Raw genomic sequence first — 23,807 nt, 5'->3', positions numbered from 1 at the left:
TTAGGCCTACTTTCTCTTTACTCTAAAGGTGGTGATTTTTATAATCGCCGCCTTTCTGTTTTTATCTTTCCCCTTATATAGGCATTCCTCGTTATGGATCAGTTGACTGCAAAGCTTAAAAAGCTCGAAAAACAAAACTACCGTGCATATCAACAAATTAAAGGTCAATACGACTTTGCTGATTTTGAATTACACATCGACCACATCCAAGGTGACCCATACGCGTCAGCTTCTCGTTTTCGTGCAACGCGCGCGTGGTCTTTGACCGGGTTAGATTGGCTGAAAGAAAAATCTTACGAATACCAAGTAGCCGCTCGTGATTTCATTGCACGTAGCTTCTCTGAGTTCGCGAAACAAGAATCGACCGTTTCTATCGCCCTGACGGGTCAAACCGTATTAGACAACACAGCGGTTGTATTCACAGACCACGGCATCGAAATTCGTTTCCGTATTAATCTACCAGCTGATGGTCGTAGCATTCTTGCTAAGAAAGCGAACAACATCATCACTTTCTACTTACCGAAGTTTATTCGTCGCGCGACGCTTGAGCGTGAGTTAAACATCGATGCAATGATCAAACATTGTGAAACGATTGAAGACCAAGAAGCGCTGCGTGCTCAATTGGATGAAAACAACCTAGCGGCATTCGTTGCAAACGGCAGTGTGTTACCTCGTATCGCAGGTAACTGCGACCTTCCAATGAAAGACGCGGTACCTTTCGCGGCTCCAGAATCGTTGAGTGTTACTTTAAATACTCCAAACCAAGGTGACGTGACTGGTCTAGGTATTCCAAAAGGCATCACGCTGATCGTTGGTGGTGGCTTCCATGGTAAATCGACACTGTTGAACGCCGTTGAACGTTCTATCTACAACCATATTCCTGGTGATGGTCGTGAAGGCATCGTAACTGCGATTGATACGATGAAGATCCGCGCTGAAGATGGTCGATGTGTGCACAGCTTGAACCTGTCAAACTACATCAATCATTTACCTATGCAGAAAGACACGTCTGACTTCAGCACACAAGATGCTTCTGGTTCTACGTCTCAAGCGGCTTGGTTACAAGAATCGATTGAAGCCGGCGTTCAAACTCTACTTATTGATGAAGATACGTCAGCGACTAACTTCATGATTCGTGACGAACGTATGCAAGCACTCGTGTCAAAAGGCGATGAGCCAATCACACCACTTGTCGACCGCATTGGTCAGCTTCGTGAAGAGATGGATATCTCTACCATTGTTGTAATGGGCGGTTCTGGTGATTACCTAGATGTCGCGAACACTGTGATTCAAATGCACGACTACCAAGCGGTAGATGTGACTGAAAAAGCAAAAGACGTGATTGCTCAGCACCCTACTCAGCGTACTAACGAATGTGAAACTGCTTTAGAAACGTTTGTACCACGTTCATTGAACCGTGCTTCACTCATGAACATTCTGACTGACGGTAAGTTCCGTGTTAACGCGAAGGGTAAAGAGTCACTGCGTTTTGGTAAAGAGTTCGCAGACCTTTCTGCACTTGAGCAATTAGAATCGCCGTCTGAAGTGAACGCGATCGGTTGGGCTTGGTTCCAATTCGCACAAACTCCAGGTTGGTCAAACAACCCTGCTAAAGAGTTTAACGCCATTTTAGAAAACGAATGGCACGCTAACATGCCTAACTACGGTGACCTAGCGAAACCAAGAACATTAGATGTGATGGCTGCTCTGAACCGTATGCGTAAATCTCAGTTCAAGCCTTCGAACTGATTTCGTTAAATATCGGATTTATTGTGCTTCTTCGCTTTTGAAGTTCTAAGCTTTTAGTTTATTAGTTTATTAGTTTATTAGTTTATTAGTTTACTAAAGCTTCTAAGCCACTAAATAGGCAAATGAACCTTCTACGGCTCTCATTCTGAGGGCCGTAAATTTATCTAACCTCTTTTGACCTAACATCTAGTGTCGTCAAAACTCTTGAACTTTAGAAATTCATAAAACCAATCATTACATCAATCACTTATCATCTCGTGTAATAAGAAAACTATAGTCGCTGTATACAGCCATCTAATGCTATCGATCCCTCAAAACATGACACAGCTTTTACAAAACCCTAGTGATATTCAGATAAAGTCCCGATTCGACAAGTGTAACCAAATGTAACAAACCCTTGAGGCTTCAATGAATCATAAACGCGTTAAGATGCGTGACCATAAAATCGAAGTGAACCTATTCAAAAACCGCGTAATCGTCGCGTTTTGTGGGATCTTGATGTTCACTCTTGTCTTAGTCGGCAATCTATACCGACTTCAAGTTGAAAATTTTAAAAGCTATCAAACTCGTGCCGATGGCAACAGAATCAAAGTACTACCTATCGCCCCTACTCGTGGGCTTATTTACGACCGTAACGGCGTGTTGCTTGCGGAAAACAAGCTTGTCTTTGATCTGACGATGATTCCCGAGCAAACCGATGATGTCGATGCAATGCTCACCAAGCTAGACAAATATGTCCCCCGTGATGCAGAGCAGATCGCTCGTTTCAAAAAACGCTATCACAACACCCGCCGTTTTAAATCTGTGACTATTCTAGAGAACTTGACGGAAGAAGAGATTGCTAAGTTCTCCGTGCACCAGTACCAATTCCCCGGCTTATCTATCGATACCAGCTTAAAGCGTTTTTACCCGAATGGTGAGGTGCTTACCCATGTTCTTGGTTACGTGGCGCACATCAATGATAGCGATCTCAGAAAGCTTGAAGAACAAGGGATAGAAGCGAATTATCAAGCGACAACAATCATAGGTAAGCTCGGCGTTGAACGTTATTACGAAGATATCCTGCACGGCACCAAAGGTTATCAAGAAGTCGAAGTAAACAGCCGTGGCCGAATAGTCCGAACCATTGAGTACGTACCGCCAGTAGCCGGCAAAGATATCGTGTTAAATATTGACCTAGAGCTGCAAAAATACGTTTTTGAGCAACTTGATCACAGAACCGGAAGCGCGGTTATTCTCGACCCAAAAGACAACAGCGTGTTGGCAATGGCGTCCAGCCCGAGTTACGACCCTAACCTATTTGTAGACGGCATTTCGAGTAAGAACTACCAACGTTTATTGAATGATCCGGCTCACCCGTTGGTTAACCGCACCACTCTAGGCGTTTATCCTCCTGCCTCAACCGTTAAACCATTTATGGCTGTGGCAGGACTGCAAGAACATGTTATCTCTGAAGATACCATTCGTAACGACCACGGCGTTTGGAGAATTCCTGGCTCTAAACGAAACTCTAAATCTTGGCGTGACTGGAAACGTTGGGGTCACGGACCTGTAGACGTAACTCAAGCCATTGAAGAGTCGGTGGATTCATTCTTCTATCAAACCGCTTTTGATTTGGGTATTGACCGAATTTCAAGTTGGATGAACCGATTTGGATTTGGTGAACCGACAGGCATTGATATCTATGAAGAAAGTACCGCCAACATGCCGACTCGAGAATGGAAAATGATGCGTTATCGTACCCCTTGGTATCAAGGTGACACAGTTCCGATTGGTATTGGCCAAGGTTATTGGACATCCACTCCAATGCAACTTGCTAAAGCAACGTCAGTATTGGTTAATCATGGTAAGGTGATGCCACCCCACATCTTAAGAGCCACCTTAGATCACGGTGAAGATTTCAATACGCAACAACTTGTCGAACCGGAGCCAATGCCTTCAATCACCGAAGTACCGGATAGAATTTGGGATGTGCCAATCAACGCGATGCGACTCGTAAACCACGGTAGTCGAGGCAGCGGCAGACGTGCATTTAAGGGAACTGAATACACGAGCGGCGGTAAATCAGGAACTGCACAAGTGTTTGATCTTGCGAAAGATCAGGTCTACAACTCGAAGAAACTCGCTAGGCATTTACTTGACCACGCGCTTTACACGGCTTTCGCACCGTATGAGCACCCTGAATATGTCGCAACGGTGGTTATTGAACACGGTAACGGTGGTTCAAAAGTCGGTGCGCCTTATATTCGTAAAGTACTCGACTATGCCTTTGAGCATAAAAGTGGCGAGAGCAAAGATCATTCCTAGCACCAACAACTCAAGTCGCTACAACGCATAACGTAATGACGACAAAGCCCCACTTGTGTCACTCACAATGTGGGGCTTTCTGTTTTATGGTTCTACTCAACTAGGCAGCTAAAAATGCCGGTCGATTATGAGCTTCTTAATACATGCCATGCTTCACAGAGCGTCTGGAATTTTGCGGTGTTGCCATCGTCTCTGTCTGGATGCCATCTCAATGCAAGTTGTCGCCAACGTTTTCTAATTTCATGGTGTGTCGCGTCTAAAGGTAGCTCAAACAGGTTTAACGCTCGGCTTCGATCCATATCGAGCTCATCACCACCCACAAACTTTCTGTACCGAGTCCAAAATTCGTTCAACAGCCTTTTGACTTCGCCTTGATCCGCTTCATAGTTAACCCAATTAATGTAGTACTCTCGAAGTGGGTCTTGATGATCGATACTGTGACTGCTTCCGTGATAACGACCATTCATCAATTCGATGTCCATCGCTTGGACTTGGAGCCAACCATCAGGGTGTAAGGTTTCTTGAAGCTGATAAAGCGCATTCATGATAAGGAAGTTCTTCTTAAACAACTCTTTCTCAGGCGCTGCATCTAACACTGGCACGAACCCAAGGTCGTTCAAATGAGCCGCCAATGTATGTACTTTCCATCCGCTTGGCTTTTGCTTAAGCACTTCCATTATCGGCCAAAGCAACGGGTTTTCCATATGGCAATGAAAGTTTGCTCTCACATCTTGATGATTCGACATAGTTGACTCAGTTAGCTTTTCTGAATTAATGGATTTTCACAACAGTGGCTCTATAAGTAACCTGTTTCTCATCCGTTGCGTATCTTCTTTAATTGAAAGCGATTTTCTACGATTTGTCGAGCTTAAGGACAAACAACTTTCTATCGTTTGGCTTAAAGACACCTTCCATCGTCAAAAACTGAGTACCTTTAGTTGAACACAATCGTTAGCAATAAAGCCGTTCTTCTTTGGTGTGGATACAAAAAAGGTCAGCAACTTAGCTGACCTTTCACATCTATCCTAGTTTTAGGGACGGAGCATTTAACTAATTAGATAACGCCAAGCTCTCTTAGACGTTCCATTAGGTATTCATTTGCTGTGTACTTTTCAGACAGCACGACTTCTGGTTTCGGGTGAAGGAATAGAGGCAAAGAGATACGAGACTTCTCTTGGCGTTCACCTGATGGGTTGATTACACGGTGAGTCGTCGATGGGAAGTAACCACCTGATGCTTCTTGAAGCATGTCACCGATGTTGATGATCATGTTACCGAAGTCACATGGAACATCTAACCACTCGTCATTTTGAGCTTTAACTTGAAGGCCCGGCTCGTTTGCAGCAGGAAGTACCGTCAGTAAGTTGATGTCTTCGTGTGCCGCAGCGCGGATTGCACCTGGCTCTTCATCACCTTGCATTGGTGGGTAGTGAAGAACACGAAGCAGAGTCTGTTCACTGCCGTTGATCATTTCTGATAACGCAATAGAGAATTTCTCTTGTACTTCTTTAGGAGCATGAGCTTCAACCCAGCCTAGCAGCTCTTGAGCAAAAGCATTCGCACGTTGGTAGTAATCTAGAATCTGTTCTTTCAGCTGCTCAGGGATTTGGCCCCAAGGGTATACGTGAAAGTACTCTTTGATGTCTTTTACAGTGTGGCCCTTAGCAACTTCAGACACTGAAGGTGGAAAATATCCATCTTGTGTTTCAACATTAAAGTGGAAGTTCTCTTTCTCTTCAGAGATGAAGAATTGGTACCAGTTTTCGTAAATTGACTCAACAAGCTCTTTCGGGATTGGGTGGTTCTTAAGAACACCAAAACCAGTTTCACGTAGAGAGCGAACAAATTGTTCTGCTGCGTCGTCAGCAAGGTAATCGACAGTTTCCAGTTTCATGACTTTCTTTCTTGTTATGTAGTAATAGAGCGATTTTAAGGATCGCTTTGTTGTAAATCAAACTTTTGTGAAACTCTAGCAACCGTTTGTCTAGATACTGGGCGATAACGCTACTTTTCAACAAATCTGGTGATTAAAGCTCAATTGAACACTGTTCATTATTGTGTAACACTAATAAAAACTTCGACGAGAGATCTTGATATGACAATCACGCCACTTGCTCAAAATCGACCATTACTATCATTGACGACGCTGTATCTGATTGTGTTTCTATTTTCAGCGTTTGCTCCCTCTTCAAGAGCGGTATGGATTGCCGAAATTGTTCCAGCGCTTGCGATATTGGTGGGAATCTGGTGGTTATCAACCAAGCTCACCTTCACTAAGACAGCCTACGTTTTGATGTTTATCTGGCTGATTTTGCATTCGATAGGCGCAAAATATACCTTCGCGGAAGTGCCATTTGATTGGTTCAATAGCATGATAGGTTCAGAACGGAATAACTTTGACCGTGTCGCGCATTTCTCTATTGGCCTTTATGCTTACCCACTCGCTGAGTACTTGATTCGTAAAAAACTGGCTCAACCGGTGCTGGCATGTTTCTTTGCGCTATTTGCGATCATGAGTGTGGCTGCAGGTTATGAAATTATCGAGTGGTGGTACGCGGAGATTGCAGGTGGTGATGAAGGTATCGCGTTCCTTGGTTCACAAGGCGATATTTGGGATGCTCAGAAAGACATGCTGTGTGACACCACGGGCGCAATTGTCTCGCTATTTCTTCTTAAGCTTCAAGGGCGTGTCAGAGCTTACTGAGCTCAATTCTTTACACTTAGTATCAAAAGCAACATTCAAATGCCACACACAAACTGTGCTGTGGCATTTTTAGTTTCAGCATTGTTTGCTCGTTTTAATATGACTGGTCGTTTCATCGTGACAGGTTATTTCATCGTTACCTTGCCACCAACAAACTTGTATGCTGGCGTACCTCGAACCAAAGTGTCTCGCGCAAATTCAATCCCGCATTCAGGGCATACACATGGCTTTGTCGTGAAATCTTCAACGATACGCTCCTTAAAACATTTCACGAGTGCACCTTTGCCACCTTTCCGATACTTAAAAAGCTGCGTTTTACATTTGGCACAGAAAATCTGAACCGTCTTGGTCGGTTGTTTCTTGTTTGGTTTAGCCATAGAAGTTAATGATTGAACTCTTTATTTCTTTAGTTTAGGGGCGACAAGAACCAAGCTTATCCCTAGAAGTATAACGGTTGATGAGACTATAAATTGCATAGTGACAGGTTCAGATAACAGTAATACGCCACCAAGTGTCGCGATAACTGGAACAGAAAGCTGTGCAATAGACGCCACCACTGTATTCAGTTTTTTCACTACGTAATACCACAAACTATAACCCACACCGGAAGCCACAGAGCCCGATATAACCGCGTAAATCAAACCTTGTTCAGTGATAGACACTTGCGTTAACGCATTAGGAATCAAAACTAACAAGCTTAATACCAAAAGGATAACTAGCGAACTGAATCCAAAGTTAGCGGTGGTCGATTGCAGTGCGTTTGACGATGTCTTTCCTGCCAATGTGTAAATGCCCCACCCGACTCCGGCCAGAGACATCAAGATAATAGAAACTAAGTCGGGTGCTTGAGTCGATTCCGTTGGCATTAACAAATAAACAAGCCCTGCCACCGATAACATACACCCGCCCCACTCGATTATTGGCATTCTGTTGCCAGAAAACAAGTGTGCGGCAATCATCGTAAATTGCACTGCGACAAACAACACCAGCGCACCAAGACCTGCGCCAAGCTCTAAGTAAGCAAACGAGAAACCAAACATATACACGAGCAGTGACAGTACTGATGTGAATTGAAACTGTGATTTAAGTTTTGCATATGCCGATGTGTTGTTTGTTAACTCACGTTTAGCTTTAGATTGGGAAGACAAAGTTAATAAAATCAGAAGAGTAAGCGCACCAGATAAGATGCGCACGATCGAAAAGCTCAAAGGATCAATCGTTTGATCCATTAAGGCCCAGCGACACAAAACTGAATTAGCAGCAAATGCCACCAGCGTAATAAATGTAACCATCAGAGTTTGCATCGTTTTTTCCTAATTGAGTTGTTTGGTCCTAATTGAGTCTTCTTGGATTTCAATCAACGTCAGGCTTCACCCAGACTTGGCTAAAGTCGAACCAACCTAATGCATTACATTTCGCGTTTTGCAGCGTACCACATTGATCTTTATTAACGCCTAGCCAGCAATGAAACATTGGAATTAATTGATTGCTTTGGACCAGTTGTTTACCTAATTGTCGTGCTGGAAATTGCTCGAATTCCCCCGAACGCCAACGGTCAATCATGTGACACCATTGGTCGAAGTCCTCTGCCGGACTAGATTCATCAAGAAAACTGTAGTCCATTAACCAGCCAGCCAAGGCGTCGTCCCTGTTATTGGCGATACCCATAGGGTTAATCCAAACATCAACATCATCGGCGTGCGGAGGATCGGTTTCGTAACCATAAAGATCAACATCAACGTTGTATTGCTTCAGCACCGTGACAATCGCCTTGGCAAGCGTTGGAAACATTGGATGTTGGCATTGATACGCCAATCTTATGGTTGGTTTGGTATTTGCTGGTGGACAAACTGGCACCTTCAATTTTATGTCATACCAACCGGGTTTTATCCCATATGCGTGCAGCACGCCCAAATCGATAACGGTCTCTTTTGGAATATGAACAAACAGATCCGCCGCATTCAATGCGTTAGATAAAAACTGTGCCCATGCAGGATCTTGTGCAATACCTTTCTTTCTATTGAGCAGTAAATACGTGCAGCCAGGGTCGAGTTCTACTTCATCGCTATCGCCACGGTCGGCCATAACAGGCTTAGATAGGCTTGGGTAAACCATTGAAGAATAAGCCTCATCCACCACCCAAACTTCAACGCGATCAATTAACGGTCTGAAACCAAAGTACCCATTGAAAGCGGTTAACACGAGTTGTTTCTCGTCGTTCTTTTCAATGCGATAAGGTCCAGTTCCAATCGGTCGAATATCGTAGTCTTCACCACGTAAAGTGATCGGTAACGTGACTTTAGCGACCGATTCCGTTAGAGCGAGCGGAAAATACTTGTCTGGACGTGTGAGAAAGACATCTACGACACAATTTGCAGGTGAAGAGACATCTTTGATATGCGAAAACATGTTGAGAGGTTCGAGTGCAAGCAGTGTATCCACAACATGATTGGTTAACAAAGGTTCCCCGTTATGGAAACGAACACCAGGTCTCAAAAAGAATCGCCATTGATGATCGCTGATTTTTTGCCATGAATGAGCGAGATCGGGTTGAAGTTGGTCATTCTCATCTAGACGAGTCAACCCACTGAATACCTGACAAGCGATATGTTGCTCTGAACGACGCATCGATTTGGTTGGGTTAAGCATTGAAAGCGGTCGGTAATAAGGCAAACGAATAACTTGTTCGCCTTCTTGATACTGTACGCCCAAGTAGTTTTGAATAACTTGGGTGAGTTTGGCAGCATTGTGATCAAGCACTGACAGCGCCTGTCCAATTTTCCCTTCCTGTAAGTAGCGTCTTGCTAGGTTCTCACTGACATCACAGCGATTCTGCTTAAAGATAAGTTGAGATAACTTACCGCGCCCCGCTGCAGGTAACCATTCTACCCACCCTTCTTCTTCAAGCTTGTTGAGTACCATTCGGGCATTACGACGGGTACAACAGAGCACATCCGTGATGTCGTCGAGCTGAACATCAGAATCTTTACCATCGAAGTATTCAAACAGGGTTTCAAATTGAACGCGAAGTCTTGGGCTGCTCATAAAGAGGAAAACTTATTCAAAGGACATTGAATTCAGTTTCCCTATTTTATTGCGTAAAATCAATATTACTGACACGATTTTATTGTGAATTATTGAGTACGACATCCTAAGATGTTATTCAATCTGAAAGGGTAAGTGCTTTTACCGTAAAGGATTACATCACATCACAGGCAATTTCATTGGCGATGTCACGAAGCTGTTGCTCGTTGTCTAATTTAATCGACCATTTGCACTCAGAGCCATTAGCCGATATGACGTTTGCCCCTTTTCCGATCAGCTGAATTGCATCAACTTGAGCTTGTAATGTGACTCTATGTTCGCCATCTAAACGAACAACCAATTCGTGCGCCGTTGCTATGACTTTTCCACTTTTAAACGTTATGACCATGGATTTCTCTAACTAAAATAAACAGTGTGTAAATGAGGTTTAATAAAGTTTGGCTAGGATGATTCCTATGCCTCCCCTCGATTAATGAACTAACGTTTGTGCTTCTTCACTGCAATGGTCAAACGGCTTGTACAAACCAAGCGTTGACGTTCATCAGTGATGTTTATCTGCCATACTTGAGTAGATACGCCAAGGTGAATAGGCTCAGCGGTGCCAATAACGTGCCCTTCACGCATTGAACGAACATGGTTAGCGTTGATGTCTAGTCCAACGCAATAGTAACCATCGGGTACGCAAAAGTTGGCAGCAAGTGAGCCAAGTGTTTCTGCTAGAACCACGGATGCACCGCCGTGAAGCATGGCCAGTGGTTGGTGCGTGAAATAACAAACTGGCATGGTTGCCACCAAGGAATTATCGTTAACCTCGGTGTAAACAATGTTGAGGTGCTCAATTAAGGTATTTTTTGAGGTCGCGTTGAAGGTGTCTAGGTCAACGGGCTTTTTCCAAATACTCATGTGGGTTCCTTAATTATTGATCTTGTTATCGCGTGCATAGCTTTTTCTATATTACTGGCTGTTAGTTATCTTACAGCTCTTAGTTATTACGCAAGTTGATGTTAACATGCATAAAAACCGAATACATAGAGGATATTGTATGACGTCATGGATGAAGTTTGCCTCGCTTATCACACTTGCAGGCTTAACCGCGTGCAGCGCTTCTCCGACAGGAAGAAACCAGTTGCTGCTTTTTTCTGATAAAGATATGTCTCAGCTTGGAGCACAGTCTTTTGAACAAATGAAAAAAGAACAACCCATCAGCAAAGATGCCAAAACTAACGCTTATGTTCAGTGCGTAGCGAACAGCATCACTCAATATATTCCTAAACAAGGTTTTAGTGAATGGGAAGTTGTTGTGTTTGATAGTGACCAAGTGAATGCATTCGCCCTGCCTGGCGGCAAAATCGGTGTATACACGGGCTTACTCAAGGTCGCAGTCAATCAAGACCAACTCGCGACGGTTATCGGTCACGAAGTGGCACACGTTCTTGCAGACCACAGTAATGAGCGCCTGTCTCAGTCTCAAATCGCTAATACTGGCTTGTCTATTACTAATGTCGCGTTAGGTGCATCAGAATACAAACAGTATCAAGGCATGACGATGGCCGCGTTAGGATTAGGCGTTCAATATGGCGTTATTCTACCGTATGGGCGAACTCAAGAGTCTGAAGCCGATGTGGTTGGTTTAGAGTATATGGCTCAAGCAGGGTTCGATCCAAACCAAAGTGTTAATTTGTGGCAAAACATGGCCAAAGCATCAGGGGGTAATCAACCGCCAGAATTGCTTTCTACGCACCCTTCCCACAGTACGCGTATTAAAGATCTACAAGCAACGATAAAAACGCTTCCTCAATCAGGTTCACCAAGACCAAATTGCAAAGCGTAGTCTAAGTTAGATTCGCTTACCTGGCGTAAATACAAAAATGCCCTATCCATATTGGTTAGGGCATTTTTAGTTTCTTGCTTGCTAACAGTTCAAGTGCACTAAGTAGCTGGATAATTCCAACAACAGAAACTCACTGGTTAAGTACCAAGAATTTGTAATGGTAGGCTTAATAGCTGATCACCAGTAGATGCAAAATACCAGATAACACCAATCAAACTGCTCACTAAACCTACATACCAAACGACCGACACGACTTGCCCGTATTTGTCTAACGGTAACAAGTGACTGTGATGACGTCCTTTCCATTCGAACAGTATTTCAACACTGCCCATGATCAATAAGAAACCAAACAGAGTTAAATTCAACTGATAACTCAATACCACACCAACAACGGCAGCCGCGACACAAAGTACAATGCCAAGTACGCTGTTCATCGAGAAACTGATACTTTTAAGAACATGTCCGCCATCGAGAGGCAAAATCGGCAATAGATTGAACAGGTTGAATAAAGCATTAAATACTGCAAGGCCGGCAAAGAACATTTCGCCCGTCGCCCAGTACAGCACCATAAATACTAACGACAATATCAGGCCGAACAATGGCCCCATGATTGAGATAACCACATCTTGCCAACGCGTATTAATCTTTTCATCGGATAACGCCAAACCACCAAGGAATGGTATCAAATAAATGCCTTTGGTCTTCATGCCAAAGTACTTCATCGCTCTAATATGACCGTACTCATGGAACATTAAACAGGCGATTAAGGCCAAAGCGAACTGAATTGAAAACAACCATGAATAGGCCGCTAAACTCGCAGAAGCAAGTACGACCTTGATTAGCTTGGCACTTTTTAGCGCTTTCATACCAAGCGACACCAACCCAATTAAGCTAAAACGCTTCTCTGGTTTAGGAGCGACAACAGGTGTTTGTTGTTCGATATCTTTGGTGTTTCGATTGCCTTCGGAAATGGTTTGGCCATTGACCAATGCTTTATATGTCATCTCAAACGGTTGCCACTGAACCGTCGACTCAACGTGACACTGCAACGTTTCTTCGCCAGCGCGTAGTGTAAATTCGTGTTTTCGGGCGTCTTCTTGGTCTGTGGTCGCATCTAATTGAGATACCAGAGTGTTGTCCCAATACAATTGTTGCCACCCTGCCATTGACCCCTCTAAACGAAGCGGTTTACCAAGAAACTCTATCGCGAGTAATTCCAAACTTTAATTCCAATTTAATGACTTCTAACGAGTGTCGATATTATGCCGATTTAGCGATCGGCGGTAAACATAAACAAAGTTGTTACATATTGAGCAATTGAACACTATTCGTACCAATAGCTAACATAAACATTCTGGTCACACCTCCAACCACGAATAAAGCATTGATTGTAATTATATTATTAGTGTTAGAGTGCCGCCCCTCAAAAATATAACCTCTCAAAATGACAACTATTTCTTTGACTTTATATAAAACATGAATTTAACATGCTGTTTACATTAGAGCTTCAACACCAACAATGCTCAGTGTGTTTTCAAACGATAATAATGAAATTCGATGCCCTAGGAGGGTCAAGGATGAAAACAATACAACGCTCTCTCGTTTCGCTTTCTGTGCTATTTGCGTGCAATTCACTTGCGGCTGGCTTCCAAGTTGCTGAGCATTCTGCCTCAGGTCTTGGTCGCGCATTCTCAGGTGAAGGCGCTGTAGCCGATAACGCGAGTGTACTAGCGAGAAACCCCGCCGCAATGACCCTATTTGATACAGCCCAATTTTCAGGCGCGGTTTCTATCGTTGATCCAGAAGTGGATATTACTCAAAACAATGTTCCAGGTTCTGGCGGACAAAGCCAAGTCTCTAAAGACGTAGCGCCACTGCAAGTCGTCCCTGCCGCATACTACATCAGCCCTATTAACGATAAATGGGCTTGGGGCATCGGTATGTTTTCTAATTACGGCGTTGCTACCGATTACCCAGATGATATTTATGCGGGTGATCTTGCAGGTGATACTTCACTAGTGTCAGTGAACTTAAACCCCAATGTGGCGTATCGAATTAACGACCAGTTTAGTGTTGGTGCGGGGGCAAACCTTGTTTACGCCGAGGCTGAACTAAATCGTCATCAAGGCTCTATTTCTTACATCACTGGAGATCCTGCCTCAACAAAACTGATCAGTATGACGGGTGAAACATTTGCATTTGGTTGGAACGTGGGCGCTTTATATGAACTGAATGAAAACAACCGATTCTCTATCGCGTATCGTTCAGAGGTAGACCTCGACTTTGATGATGGTGACTTTACTGATTACACGGGCAGCATCGTGGAAGGTAGTGCTACGACAACAACAGGACGTCTAAAAATCACGTTGCCTTCAATTATTGAAATTTCAGCTTTCCACCAATTGACCGACCAATGGGCGATTCATTACGGTTGGCAACAAACTGGGTGGAGTAGTTTTAAAGAACTGAAAGCGACAAGCTCAGATTGTGTAAGTGGCGAGTGTTTCAAAAAGACAGAAGACTATGACGATAACAATCGTTACTCATTGGGTGCTACTTACCAGTTGAATCAAGAGTGGACTTTACGAGCAGGTTTAGCTTATGACGAGCAAGCTGGTGAAGCGACATTAAGCATCCCTGATAGTGACCGTTTCTGGTATAGCGCAGGTTTGACTTATCAGTACAGCCCTAACCTTTCGATCGATGCTGGTTTCGCTCTTGTTCAAAGTAAAGAAGGTGATTTCACTGAAACCAATGAACTTGGTCAGGAACTTGAATTCTCTGGTGATGCAGTCGCTTACCTATCTGCAATTCAAATGAACTACACCTTCAACTAAACGGAATTAAAACATGAAAAAGTTATTTAATGTTTCGCTGCTCGCTTCAGCAATGTTTCTTGCTGGTTGTGGTGATGACTCTTCGAGTTCAGGCGCTTCAACAGCGATTGAATATGAACAGTACATTCAAGATTCACTCGCACAAGCGACGAGCATCAAGTTTCAATTAACGGGTGCAGATATTGCTGTTCCTCTTCCTAGTTTCGCGTTGATGGATGCTAGCGACGGTACACTTGGCTTGCCTACTGGCGGTGATGACTCATTAACCAACCCTATTGCAGCAATGAATACAATGGATGGTTGGTCTACCTCAATGCCAATCATCATGGACTTTGAAGGCACAGGTTTAGCTGATGGTGTCGCAACTGGTGGTGTTTACCTATTAAAGCTTAGTGGCTCACTCACTTCTGAAACGGCACCGCGTGTTACTGGCGTATTGGTACAAGGAACCCATTTTAATGTTCTATCTAGTGCCTCAACTGACACATTCACTATTGTATTCAACGAATCTCTTGATGCGTCAAGCGAGTACGTATTGGCGCTGTCGAATGAACTAACCGATGCCAATGGTGATCCGATTGGTATGTCAGCAAGTTATGCGGCTCTGAAATCGACTGCGGTAACGTATACCGAAGGTAGCCTAGCTCAGGCACAACAAGTCACTCAGGGTGTTGAAAAGGTCTTTGCTGGAGCGACTGCTGCAGGTGCGATCAACCTGGATACTGAAAACATCATTTACTCGACTTGGTTTACTACAGAGTCTGTTGGCGATTCCCTTTTCGCGACAAAAGCCGCAACGGCAACAGGATTAGCTGCGACAAATCTAAATGGTGTTTGGAAAGATAGCGCAAACCCTAACTCAGTTGACCTTACGGCGGCCTACACAATGCAGTTCGGCTCAACAGAACTGTTCACAACAGCACTAGCAAACGATACTGACTTTGATAAGTATGTTGCAGGTGACGACGCAACAACTATCGCAATCCTTAAAGGTGCGATTAATGGATTGTATGGTGTTACTGACAACGTTGAGGTAACCCAAGGTTTTGTTCAATTACCTTATTATCTAGAAACAAGTGCTACTGAATGGAACTCACAGCCATTCGAATCGGGTATGCCTAGCTTAGCAAAAGTTTCTAGTGCTTTAAGTGATAGTGCCGAGCAAGCAAATATGGCTACTCAGTTAGCTGCTGCTGGTATCGACACAAGCATATTAGCGACAGAGCAAACCGAACAACTAAAGTTAATCGGATTAAACTTAACGATGGCCGATGGTTCTCCACTTGATAGCGAAAGAGTTATTACGAAATACTCTCCAGTTCCTCAAGTTAAATCATTAGAATCTGTCGAATTCTTGCTATTTACGCCTAATGGTACAGATCCTACTGATATAGTCATTTACCAACACGGTATCACCTCTGCAAAAGAAAATGCTTACGCGTTCGCGTACAACCTAGCGAGAGCTGGAGTTGCTGTCTTGGCTATTGACTTACCAATACACGGTACTCGTAGTTTGGATGACCAACGTTCTGCAAATGCCGATGTCTTAGCTTATTTAAATCTCACTAACTTGCCTGTAGCGCGTGATAACGTTCGTCAAAGTGCGCTGGATGTAATGGGTTTAAGAGCTTCATTAACCGCATCTTTGCAAGTTGGTTTACTTGCTAGCTCACCTTTGAAGGGATTTAACATAGCTACTGGTTCACAAGTTAAGTTTCTAGGTCATTCGTTAGGAGGTATCGTCGGAACGACAGCTGTTGCGTCTTCTAACCGCACGTTAGGTAGCACAACTGCTGATGCGCTTTATTCATTCAGCGCTGCTGCTATCGAAAACTCTGGTGGCCAAATATCTAACCTTTTGTTGGGTTCACCTTTCTTTGGCCCACAAGTTAAGCACAACGTAGCCTTGGGGGCTTCGACAGAGTACGCAAGCTATGCAGCTGCTAGCTGTACAAACAGCTCAGATAAACTGTGCTACGAAACATTTGAAAGCAGTGCAACCACAGCACAACTAGCTGCAATGACTGCAGCATTTCAACAGTTCGCGTATGCGGCACAAACCGTGTTAGACACTATTGATCCATACACTAATGCTGATTATTTGCTAGAAGCTTCTACTCAGATGCCAGTTTACATGGGTCAAGTGCAAGGTGACGAAACGGTACCAAACACCGTTGCGGATGCACCGTTTGCAGGAACAACACCACTTGCGACAAAACTTGGCTTAACCGTTGTAGATGCAAGTAATACAACGCCAAACGGTACCAATGATTTTGTTAAGTTTGGCAAAGATGCGGTTCACAGCACGTTTGTGGCTCCGCAAGATGATAGTACGCCTCTACCATTAGATTTAAGCCACCACGTTAGCATGCAGACGCAAGCGGTAGACTTCTTATTAGATAATACTTTAACTGCTGCATCTATCGATGGTTCTGTATTGGAATAACCACAAGTTCTAATTGAAACCAAATGCCAGCCTAACCGCTGGCATTTTTGTTCCTGTGACTAGCTAACCTTCCCTAGTTAACCGTTTGCATAAAACTTTAAAACACAAATGGTTGATCTCAGCTAAAATTAATCAAGACAGAATACCGTACGACCTCTTTCTTTATTGTAAATAAAGTGGATAATAGCCTCGTAATTTAATACCTAATAAATGTGAGTCCATTATGTCTTCTGAAGCTACTATGCTAGAACGCTGCCAATCTAAATGTGAACTATGTGGTTCTGATTCTTCTCTTACTGCATACGCAGTGCCGCCACACAGCCACGTAACAGTGGATCACGGCATCATGGTATGTGACAAATGTCTTGGTGAGATTGACGATCCTAAAGATATCAACCACTGGCGTTGTCTGACTGACAGCATGTGGAGCCAGGAAGCGCCAGTTCAAGTAACAGCATGGCGTCAACTTACTCGTCTGAACACAGAAAGCTGGGCTCAAGACGCGCTAGACATGATGTACCTTGAAGAAGCAACATCAGTTTGGGCACAAATCGGTATGTCTGCTGATGACAAGCCTCTTGACGTGAACGGCGTTGAACTTAAGAAAGGTGACGACGTAACAGTAATCAAAGACCTGCCAATCAAAGGTACTAACCAAGTAATAAAGCAAGGTACTGTTATCCGCGGTATCAGCGTTGGTGACGACCCTAAGCTTGTTTCTGGTAAAACAAACGGCGGTCAATCAATGTACGTAATCGCTGAGTTCTGCCGTAAAAAGTAATTATTCTTTTAGCTGAACAAAATCTAAAAAGGCGCTAATGAATAATTAGCGCCTTTTTGATATCTCAAATTTTCACGACTTAAAACTATCAATAAGTTGCTCACGGTACTCTTTAATGACCGACACCAAAGAGCCTTTGATACCACTGACTTGTTTCGAATGCGGACACCACAGCGCGAATCCAAATTTGAATCCTTCCACCATTTGCGCAGAGTGAATGGGCTCTATTGAATGTTTTGAAAATTCAGAGTCGGTAAAAAATGCCTTAGGAAGAAGTGCCCATCCAAAACCCTCTTCAAGCATTTTAATCATTAACGAAAGCTGATCGATCTCTTCATAGTCAGAGCTCACGATAATCTTTTCAGACATACCTTCGTCAATCAGAGACTTCAATACGAACTGTTTAGAGTTCCTAAGTGCGACTAATACTTCGTCTTTATCGATATGTGAGAGATCTCCCCCTTTCTGTCCGAATGGATAGAACTCAAAATGCCCAAGGAAAGTAGAATCAAAACTGTGCATCGCTCGGCTATTGTGAGCATTCACAAGTCCAAAGTGATATTCCCCACTTTGTATTCCTTGTTTAATTTCGTTCTTATTCCTAACCAGAAAGTTCACTCGCATCATTGGGAAATCGTGTTTAAGTCGTTTTCGTATATCCACCAAAACACGTTGTGGAACGAAACTAGAATACGCGATTGTTATTTTCTCTAACCCACCATAAGAGAGGCTCAACGCCACTTTGTCAAAAGTACGAGCTTGCTCAATCGTCTGTTTTGCGTAGTGATAAAGGAGGTGCCCGTCCTCCGTTGGTTCAACAGAGCGCCCGACCCTTTCAAAAAGATTCACCGCAAGGTGATCTTCCAAGTTTGTAATCACCTGACCCACGGTCGTTCTGTGCTTGTTAAGCTTTACTGCCGCCTTGCTAAATGACCGCTGTTCATAGACGGTCACAAACGCGAGAAGTTGTTCAATACTAAAGTTCATTTTGATGTACTTACTTTCTTGGTCATGCATACGAGATAGAAAAACATCTACTGCATCAGAATAATAATGATAAAAAGACAGCGCAAAAGTGACTACTGATTTGTATCTTTGCTGCCTATCCTTCCTAGTATATACCTAAACCAGTCTGTATTTGATGGATCTGATCCTCTATATACGATTATTAACATCACCGCATTTCCTTTATCGTTATCTTCTTAAAACGATAGAGACAGACCCATGAACACAATGCCACATGAACTCGTGTGGGGTGAGATCTACTTCCCTCCTTTGCTATTGGTTATCGCTTTAGCCTATGTATTGACGATATTGACTGGCTCAATCGCGACAAAACTTGGGCTACATAAATATGTCGCTTTTCCTGCAATTGCCGAATTAAGCTTGATCGTAATTTTCGTCGGCGTTATCGGTCAATTCATTACCATCTTCTGAGGCATTCACCTTGATTAAACGTTATCTCATCACGCTACTACTGGTCGTTGCCGCAAGCTCTGTGGTTTATAGCTATTACCAATCTTATTCGAGTAACCCCTGGACTAGAGATGGTCAGGTCAGCGCTTACATTGTTTCAATTACTCCCCGAGTTACAGGGCAAGTAACTAAAGTCCATATTGAGGACAACTCACAGGTGGCGAAAGGCGACTTGCTGTTTGAGATCGACCCAAGCATTTATCAAGCGGCCTACAATAAAGCGTTGGCGACACAGAAACAGGCTCGCGCGCTCTTAGCAAAAGCTAAAAACGAAGAGCAACGTGCGTTGAACTTAGAAAAGAGAACGCCCGGCGCTATGCCAGTGCTGACATTGAATAACCTGAATAACGCGGTTGAGACAAATGCAGCGAACGTTGCACTAGCAAAAGCCAACGTTGAAGAAGCGCATTTAAATCTTGAATACACCAAAGTGTACGCGCCAACCAACGGTTACATTACGAACTTAAATCTACGAGAAGGCTCTCAAGTCGTCGCTAATACACCGGTAGTTGCGCTGATCGATGAAGACAGTTTCTGGATCGAAGGCTATTTCAAAGAAACTGATCTGGTGAATGTTGGCCCTAACGACAAAGCGCTTGTCACTCTTATGATGCACAACAATATTCAATTGGAAGGCCATATCAAAAGCATTGGCTTTGGTATTGCAACACAAGACGGCAGCACAGGTAATGACCTTCTTCCTAACGTGAACCCAAACTTTCAATGGATTCGTCTTGCTCAACGTATACCAGTCAAAGTAGAGCTTGATAACGTGCCTGAAGACTTACAACTTCGTGTTGGTATGACAGCTTCACTCAAAATAATCAAATAGTTGGATAGCTTTTATGTTCAGTGCATCAACCAAAGAAGCCATTAAAGCGGCTCTCGCTATTGTTATCTCTATCTGTGTTGCGTTGTGGTTTCAATGGGAGAAACCTTATTGGGCGGCAATTGCGGTTGCGGTCATGGCACTGAACGAGAGCTTTGCTCATTCAATAAACAAAGGTCACAACCGATTAATGGGCACTTTGTTAGGGACGGGTTATGCCTTTTTCTTGATTGCGATGTTTTCGCAAGACCGTTTTCTATTTTTGATGTTTTTCACCTTATTTCTCGGTACATGCATCTTCATGTCGAGTGATGAGAAATACGGTTATGTCTTTTCTATAGGCTTTGCAGTTTGCTCCATCATCTCTTGTATGGGCGGATTCGATAACCAAATTACATTCTATTTTGCAGTGCTTCGAATACAAGAAACTCTATTAGGTGTTATCACCTTCTCGATTGTTTATCGTCTGATCTGGCCTGTAAACACTGAGCAGAACTTTGTACAACGATTTGAAACAAGCAGAGAAACGCTGATAACAGCAATGAGCGATACCAACAACCTTGATATAGAAGCCTTAGAGTCCAATACCGCTAATATTGAAAAGCTCTATCAACTGTTGGATTTGCCGCTCGCTGGCAGTTATCACCTAAAAGAAAATATTCACGCATGGCGTTTACGAATCAACGAAATGGCGCATATTCAAGAGCGTCTACTTGAGATCGCCTCGGGTGAACTGACTCAAGCTATTGATTGGGTCGCTCTCACCAAAAAAATGGAAAAACTGGAGTTAATGGCGCCAAACACATCACTAATTGATGATGTGCCATTTGTGATGAGTGAGAAGAAAAACGTCTCTTGGCACCATGAGCACCGTACGTTTGTTCAACACCTTAATGAAGATGGGAGAAAAGTTTTACAAGGTGTCTCGATGTTCGTCACGTCGTTATTGGTTTGGATATACCTGCCTGTACCGGGTGGTTTTATTTTTCCGATGATTGCTGGCATATTTTCTTCAATGCTTCCTACTATGCCGCCAAGTGTTATTAAGGATGCATTTTTTGGTGTCATTGGAACGGGCACGGTTATCTTGCTGCAATATATCTTTATCATGCCGATGATGACTGAATTGTGGCAATTGGCGTTGTTCTATTTCATCAACAGCATAGTGATATGGAAAGTGTTTGCGACACCTAAACTTATGGTGCATCGAATACTTGGTATAAACCTGCTGGTCGTACTGACATCTGGCGCGCTTAATCTAACACCGGTTTATCAGATTCAAACACCATTGCTAATGTTAACCACACTGCTCATCATTTTGATGATAGGAAAATTATTCACAGACCTATTTAGAGTCAAAAGTATCGCTTAGTCTCGTTACGCGGATTCGCTTAACTTGGGATAAGAAAAACAAAAAAGGCGCAATTAAGCGCCTTTTGAATGTCTATTACTTACTGATTCATATAGCTAGCTGACTCATATAGCTTACTGACTCAAGATCAGTTGTTGTTTAGCCACACGTCTTGGTTTTGTGGAGCTTTCTTCTTCTTTTTCTTCTTGCCTGTACCAGCCGGTGGCGCAACAGGTTTTAGTGCAGCGATAAGTTCAGCTGTCGCTTCTTCATCCACTTCAAAGCCTTCTATTTGCTCACGCTCAAGACGAATCTTGTTCTTCTTCTCGATGATTTTGAAGTGGTGGTAATCTTCGTGATCGATCAAAGATAGCGCAAGACCAACCTCACCTGCACGACCACTTCGGCCGATACGGTGCATGTAGTCTGATGGGCTACGCGGCAAGTCAAAGTTGATTACCACAGGAAGCTTCTCAATATCCAGACCACGTGCCGCGATGTCTGTCGCGATAAGAACGTCAATCTCGCCAGATTTGAAATCTTCAAGGATACGAGTACGTGAACCTTGTCCTTTATCGCCGTGGAATACTTCAGCAATGATGCCGCGCTTGTAAAGCTTGTCTGCTAGGTGCTCACAGCTGTTCTTCGCATTAACGAAGATCAGAGCTTGGCGCCATTCATGTTGTTGAATTAGGTGTGCGAGTAATGCTGTCTTGCGACCTTTTTCTACTTCGAATACACGTTGAACGAGTGTGCTCGCATTGGCACTTTGAAGTTGAACTTCAATTGGATCATTCAGTAGTTCGTGAGTCAGCGTTTTAACTTGCTCAGGGAAAGTTGCAGAGAACAATAATGTCTGTTTCTTGCTTGGCAATAACTTCAAGATCGCATCAAGTTCTTCAGTAAAACCTAGGCTTAGCATTCGGTCAGCTTCATCAAGCACTAACGTTTTTACTTTGTCTAGCTTGATAGCGTTGCTTGAAATAAGGTCAAGCAGGCGACCCGGTGTTGCCACCAATATATCAGTGCCGCCACGTAGCGCCTGCATCTGAGTGTTTACCGATACACCACCAAACACACAAACCGTTTTAATCGCGCCATTGAAATGCACAGCGTAAGACTTAACGCTGTCTGCTACTTGCTTAGCAAGTTCACGAGTAGGAACCAAGATAAGGCCAGAAACAAAGTTACCTTTGCCTGAACGACGGTCCAGAGGGGCATCTTCATGAATCTTTTGTAACAGTGGAAGTGCAAATGCTGCGGTTTTACCTGAACCGGTATTTGCGCCTGCAATTAAATCGCGTCCTGCTAACACACTTGGAATAACTTGCGCTTGGATAGGCGTTGGCTGTTGGTATTCAAGCTCAGATAAACGAGCCATCAAAGGTGAGATTAAGCCAAGATCAGAGAAGTTGGTTGGTGTTGTGGTGTTAGTCATTAATTGCAGGAACTCAAAGCTAAAATAATAGCGCGCTATATTAACGTATTTCAGCAGTATTACGTAACTAAATCGCCCTTTCGCTTCTATTTCACTGATTAATACCCGTCAGAAACCAAGTTATCGATGTGAGAACCTCGATACTCACCGTACCAACTTCGTCTAAGAGTATTCCAGCTACACAGTTGTCGTGGGTTGCAGTTAGTTCAGCCACCCTGCTACCGTTTGTTCCGGTGCATACGAATTCGGCTCGGTTAACCAAACGGCTACTGCGTCTGGTGTAGCGACGAGTGGCTCAAAATTGATATTAAATTGCCATTCAGACTCACCACGTTGATAACCATCGTAAACCACAACAAAATCGTGCTCAAGTTTCTTCCCTCTGTTCTCGCCCGCCTTAACACTGGTGACTTCGTTCATCGCCAGTAAAGCTATATGAGCAACATAATCCCCTTTGCCTTCATAACTTACGCTGAACGTATCGCCTTTATGGTTGACCGTTAGCTTGGGGTTATTTTGTTGTTTAAGCGAAGGCAACGTTCTGTCTAACCAGTTAAAGTAACCGCGCCACTCTTTTCCATCGACAACAAAGCCCGGCGTGTAAACCCCACTTGTTAAGCCGTAAGCTTTATAAAGTCGTTGCTTCTGACTGAACGCCTTGCTCGCGAACTTGTCGCCCCAACCTAGGTAATCCCAATAATCGACGTGATAGGCAAGCGGAATGACTTGTGTCCACAGTTTTGGATGGTCTTCAAAAGTACTGAGGTAGGCATCTGCAGGCGGACAACTTGAACAACCTTCAGATGTGAAGAGCTCGATAACCTGTGCGGGCTGGCCTTCATGACTCCAGGTTTGTGCAAGCGACACTGAGGAATAGAAGCCGATCGGTAAGGCAAATAAACAAAGTTTGATCAATGATGAATTGCGTTTGGCGTGTGACATACCGAGATCCTTGTACAAAGCAAATTGAATGGCGCTCAAATACAGACCGTTATGCCTAGGTTTTTCTTTCA

General features: G+C 43.6%; 21 protein-coding genes. 10 read left to right on the top strand and 11 right to left on the bottom strand.

Going from position 1 to position 23,807, the window contains the following annotated elements; all coding sequences use genetic code 11:
- Positions 1-93: 93 nt before the first annotated feature.
- Together MSG35_RS13730 and mrdA are read left to right on the top strand one after the other, a co-directional pair.
- Entirely contained in the window at positions 94-1,749 is a 1,656-nt protein-coding gene (locus MSG35_RS13730) for an ABC-ATPase domain-containing protein (RefSeq protein ID WP_017060076.1), read from the top strand.
- Between the two features lie 408 nt (positions 1,750-2,157).
- A complete protein-coding gene (mrdA, locus tag MSG35_RS13725) occupies positions 2,158-4,056 on the top strand; it encodes a penicillin-binding protein 2 (RefSeq protein WP_248384296.1) in 1,899 nt (632 codons plus the stop codon).
- Between the two features lie 125 nt (positions 4,057-4,181).
- On the opposite strand, the gene MSG35_RS13720 is transcribed toward mrdA, so the two are convergent.
- A complete protein-coding gene (locus MSG35_RS13720) occupies positions 4,182-4,802 on the bottom strand; it encodes a DNA-J related domain-containing protein (protein WP_248384295.1) in 621 nt (206 codons plus the stop codon).
- A gap of 308 nt (positions 4,803-5,110) precedes the next feature.
- Positions 5,111-5,950 carry a 2OG-Fe(II) oxygenase family protein gene (locus MSG35_RS13715; protein ID WP_004730947.1) on the bottom strand — a complete coding sequence of 280 codons (840 nt, stop codon included), beginning with the start codon at positions 5,948-5,950 and terminating at the stop codon, positions 5,111-5,113.
- Between the two features lie 201 nt (positions 5,951-6,151).
- Here MSG35_RS13715 and MSG35_RS13710 point away from each other — a divergent pair, with 201 nt between their 5' ends.
- Positions 6,152-6,760: a DUF2238 domain-containing protein gene (locus MSG35_RS13710; protein ID WP_248384294.1), complete on the top strand. Its 609-nt coding sequence runs from the start codon at positions 6,152-6,154 to the stop codon at positions 6,758-6,760.
- Between the two features lie 125 nt (positions 6,761-6,885).
- On the opposite strand, the gene MSG35_RS13705 is transcribed toward MSG35_RS13710, so the two are convergent.
- The 5 genes from MSG35_RS13705 to MSG35_RS13685 form a co-directional block, all read right to left on the bottom strand.
- Positions 6,886-7,137, bottom strand: a complete 252-nt coding sequence (locus MSG35_RS13705; protein WP_017060071.1) for a hypothetical protein — start codon at positions 7,135-7,137, stop codon at positions 6,886-6,888.
- A 21-nt stretch (positions 7,138-7,158) separates the two neighbouring features.
- A complete protein-coding gene (locus tag MSG35_RS13700) occupies positions 7,159-8,064 on the bottom strand; it encodes a DMT family transporter (RefSeq protein ID WP_248384293.1) in 906 nt (301 codons plus the stop codon).
- A gap of 49 nt (positions 8,065-8,113) precedes the next feature.
- Positions 8,114-9,805, bottom strand: coding sequence for an SgrR family transcriptional regulator (locus MSG35_RS13695; RefSeq protein WP_061038286.1), 1,692 nt, complete (start codon positions 9,803-9,805; stop codon positions 8,114-8,116).
- Positions 9,806-9,959: 154 nt separating this feature from the next.
- Positions 9,960-10,193, bottom strand: coding sequence for a DUF3389 domain-containing protein (locus tag MSG35_RS13690; RefSeq protein ID WP_248384292.1), 234 nt, complete (start codon positions 10,191-10,193; stop codon positions 9,960-9,962).
- Positions 10,194-10,282: 89 nt separating this feature from the next.
- Entirely contained in the window at positions 10,283-10,708 is a 426-nt protein-coding gene (locus MSG35_RS13685) for a hotdog fold thioesterase (RefSeq protein WP_248384291.1), read from the bottom strand.
- Between the two features lie 139 nt (positions 10,709-10,847).
- Between MSG35_RS13685 and MSG35_RS13680 the strand changes: the two genes are divergently transcribed.
- Positions 10,848-11,636, top strand: a complete 789-nt coding sequence (locus tag MSG35_RS13680) for a M48 family metallopeptidase (RefSeq protein WP_248384290.1) — start codon at positions 10,848-10,850, stop codon at positions 11,634-11,636.
- A gap of 137 nt (positions 11,637-11,773) precedes the next feature.
- On the opposite strand, the gene MSG35_RS13675 is transcribed toward MSG35_RS13680, so the two are convergent.
- Positions 11,774-12,856 carry a site-2 protease family protein gene (locus MSG35_RS13675; protein WP_248384288.1) on the bottom strand — a complete coding sequence of 361 codons (1,083 nt, stop codon included), beginning with the start codon at positions 12,854-12,856 and terminating at the stop codon, positions 11,774-11,776.
- 357 nt (positions 12,857-13,213) lie between these two features.
- On the opposite strand from MSG35_RS13675, the gene MSG35_RS13670 reads away from it, so the two are divergent.
- The 3 genes from MSG35_RS13670 to MSG35_RS13660 all read left to right on the top strand — a co-directional run bounded on the left by MSG35_RS13670 (position 13,214) and on the right by MSG35_RS13660 (position 17,700).
- Positions 13,214-14,473, top strand: coding sequence for an outer membrane protein transport protein (locus MSG35_RS13670; RefSeq protein ID WP_248384287.1), 1,260 nt, complete (start codon positions 13,214-13,216; stop codon positions 14,471-14,473).
- A gap of 13 nt (positions 14,474-14,486) precedes the next feature.
- On the top strand, positions 14,487-16,919 hold the full coding sequence (locus tag MSG35_RS13665) for a VolA/Pla-1 family phospholipase (RefSeq protein ID WP_248384286.1): 2,433 nt from the start codon (positions 14,487-14,489) through the stop codon (positions 16,917-16,919).
- A gap of 223 nt (positions 16,920-17,142) precedes the next feature.
- The gene (locus MSG35_RS13660) at positions 17,143-17,700 is read left to right on the top strand and encodes a PhnA domain-containing protein (protein ID WP_061017011.1); all 558 of its coding nucleotides are present in this window, start codon (positions 17,143-17,145) and stop codon (positions 17,698-17,700) included.
- Positions 17,701-17,772: 72 nt separating this feature from the next.
- Here the strand turns inward: MSG35_RS13660 and MSG35_RS13655 are convergent, their stop codons facing one another.
- Positions 17,773-18,687: a LysR family transcriptional regulator gene (locus MSG35_RS13655; RefSeq protein WP_061017013.1), complete on the bottom strand. Its 915-nt coding sequence runs from the start codon at positions 18,685-18,687 to the stop codon at positions 17,773-17,775.
- Positions 18,688-18,924: 237 nt separating this feature from the next.
- On the opposite strand from MSG35_RS13655, the gene MSG35_RS13650 reads away from it, so the two are divergent.
- Genes MSG35_RS13650 through MSG35_RS13640 form a run of 3 tightly spaced genes read left to right on the top strand, consistent with a single transcriptional unit; the run spans position 18,925 to position 21,377 of the window.
- On the top strand, positions 18,925-19,137 hold the full coding sequence (locus tag MSG35_RS13650; protein WP_004730923.1) for a DUF1656 domain-containing protein: 213 nt from the start codon (positions 18,925-18,927) through the stop codon (positions 19,135-19,137).
- 10 nt (positions 19,138-19,147) lie between these two features.
- Positions 19,148-20,008 (top strand): HlyD family secretion protein, encoded by an 861-nt coding sequence (locus tag MSG35_RS13645; RefSeq protein ID WP_050620771.1) that lies wholly within the window; start codon positions 19,148-19,150, stop codon positions 20,006-20,008.
- A gap of 13 nt (positions 20,009-20,021) precedes the next feature.
- A complete protein-coding gene (locus tag MSG35_RS13640) occupies positions 20,022-21,377 on the top strand; it encodes an FUSC family protein (RefSeq protein WP_248384285.1) in 1,356 nt (451 codons plus the stop codon).
- Positions 21,378-21,504: 127 nt separating this feature from the next.
- On the opposite strand, the gene MSG35_RS13635 is transcribed toward MSG35_RS13640, so the two are convergent.
- Complete coding sequence (locus MSG35_RS13635) at positions 21,505-22,794, bottom strand: DEAD/DEAH box helicase (RefSeq protein ID WP_050644831.1); 1,290 nt, start codon at positions 22,792-22,794, stop codon at positions 21,505-21,507.
- Positions 22,795-22,995: 201 nt separating this feature from the next.
- Entirely contained in the window at positions 22,996-23,736 is a 741-nt protein-coding gene (locus MSG35_RS13630; RefSeq protein ID WP_248384284.1) for a DUF1223 domain-containing protein, read from the bottom strand.
- Between the last annotated feature and the right edge of the window lie 71 nt (positions 23,737-23,807).

This window comes from Vibrio sp. 1CM23M (assembly GCF_023161755.1).
Lineage (GTDB): Bacteria > Pseudomonadota > Gammaproteobacteria > Enterobacterales > Vibrionaceae > Vibrio > Vibrio coralliirubri.
This window is presented reverse-complemented; position numbering and strand designations above follow the sequence as displayed.

What these genes read in the sequence shown, in the direction of transcription:
- MSG35_RS13670 (WP_248384287.1), top strand. Translation starts at nt 13,214, where the DNA reads ATGAAAACAATACAACGCTCTCTCGTTTCGCTTTCTGTGCTATTTGCG.
- MSG35_RS13715 (WP_004730947.1), bottom strand. Translation starts at nt 5,950, where the DNA reads ATGAAACTGGAAACTGTCGATTACCTTGCTGACGACGCAGCAGAACAA.
- MSG35_RS13685 (WP_248384291.1), bottom strand. Translation starts at nt 10,708, where the DNA reads ATGAGTATTTGGAAAAAGCCCGTTGACCTAGACACCTTCAACGCGACC.
- mrdA (WP_248384296.1), top strand. Translation starts at nt 2,158, where the DNA reads ATGAATCATAAACGCGTTAAGATGCGTGACCATAAAATCGAAGTGAAC.
- MSG35_RS13690 (WP_248384292.1), bottom strand. Translation starts at nt 10,193, where the DNA reads ATGGTCATAACGTTTAAAAGTGGAAAAGTCATAGCAACGGCGCACGAA.
- MSG35_RS13635 (WP_050644831.1), bottom strand. Translation starts at nt 22,794, where the DNA reads ATGACTAACACCACAACACCAACCAACTTCTCTGATCTTGGCTTAATC.
- MSG35_RS13720 (WP_248384295.1), bottom strand. Translation starts at nt 4,802, where the DNA reads ATGTCGAATCATCAAGATGTGAGAGCAAACTTTCATTGCCATATGGAA.
- MSG35_RS13710 (WP_248384294.1), top strand. Translation starts at nt 6,152, where the DNA reads ATGACAATCACGCCACTTGCTCAAAATCGACCATTACTATCATTGACG.
- MSG35_RS13705 (WP_017060071.1), bottom strand. Translation starts at nt 7,137, where the DNA reads ATGGCTAAACCAAACAAGAAACAACCGACCAAGACGGTTCAGATTTTC.
- MSG35_RS13695 (WP_061038286.1), bottom strand. Translation starts at nt 9,805, where the DNA reads ATGAGCAGCCCAAGACTTCGCGTTCAATTTGAAACCCTGTTTGAATAC.
- MSG35_RS13640 (WP_248384285.1), top strand. Translation starts at nt 20,022, where the DNA reads ATGTTCAGTGCATCAACCAAAGAAGCCATTAAAGCGGCTCTCGCTATT.
- MSG35_RS13700 (WP_248384293.1), bottom strand. Translation starts at nt 8,064, where the DNA reads ATGCAAACTCTGATGGTTACATTTATTACGCTGGTGGCATTTGCTGCT.
- MSG35_RS13665 (WP_248384286.1), top strand. Translation starts at nt 14,487, where the DNA reads ATGAAAAAGTTATTTAATGTTTCGCTGCTCGCTTCAGCAATGTTTCTT.
- MSG35_RS13730 (WP_017060076.1), top strand. Translation starts at nt 94, where the DNA reads ATGGATCAGTTGACTGCAAAGCTTAAAAAGCTCGAAAAACAAAACTAC.
- MSG35_RS13655 (WP_061017013.1), bottom strand. Translation starts at nt 18,687, where the DNA reads ATGAACTTTAGTATTGAACAACTTCTCGCGTTTGTGACCGTCTATGAA.
- MSG35_RS13650 (WP_004730923.1), top strand. Translation starts at nt 18,925, where the DNA reads ATGAACACAATGCCACATGAACTCGTGTGGGGTGAGATCTACTTCCCT.
- MSG35_RS13680 (WP_248384290.1), top strand. Translation starts at nt 10,848, where the DNA reads ATGACGTCATGGATGAAGTTTGCCTCGCTTATCACACTTGCAGGCTTA.
- MSG35_RS13630 (WP_248384284.1), bottom strand. Translation starts at nt 23,736, where the DNA reads ATGTCACACGCCAAACGCAATTCATCATTGATCAAACTTTGTTTATTT.
- MSG35_RS13660 (WP_061017011.1), top strand. Translation starts at nt 17,143, where the DNA reads ATGTCTTCTGAAGCTACTATGCTAGAACGCTGCCAATCTAAATGTGAA.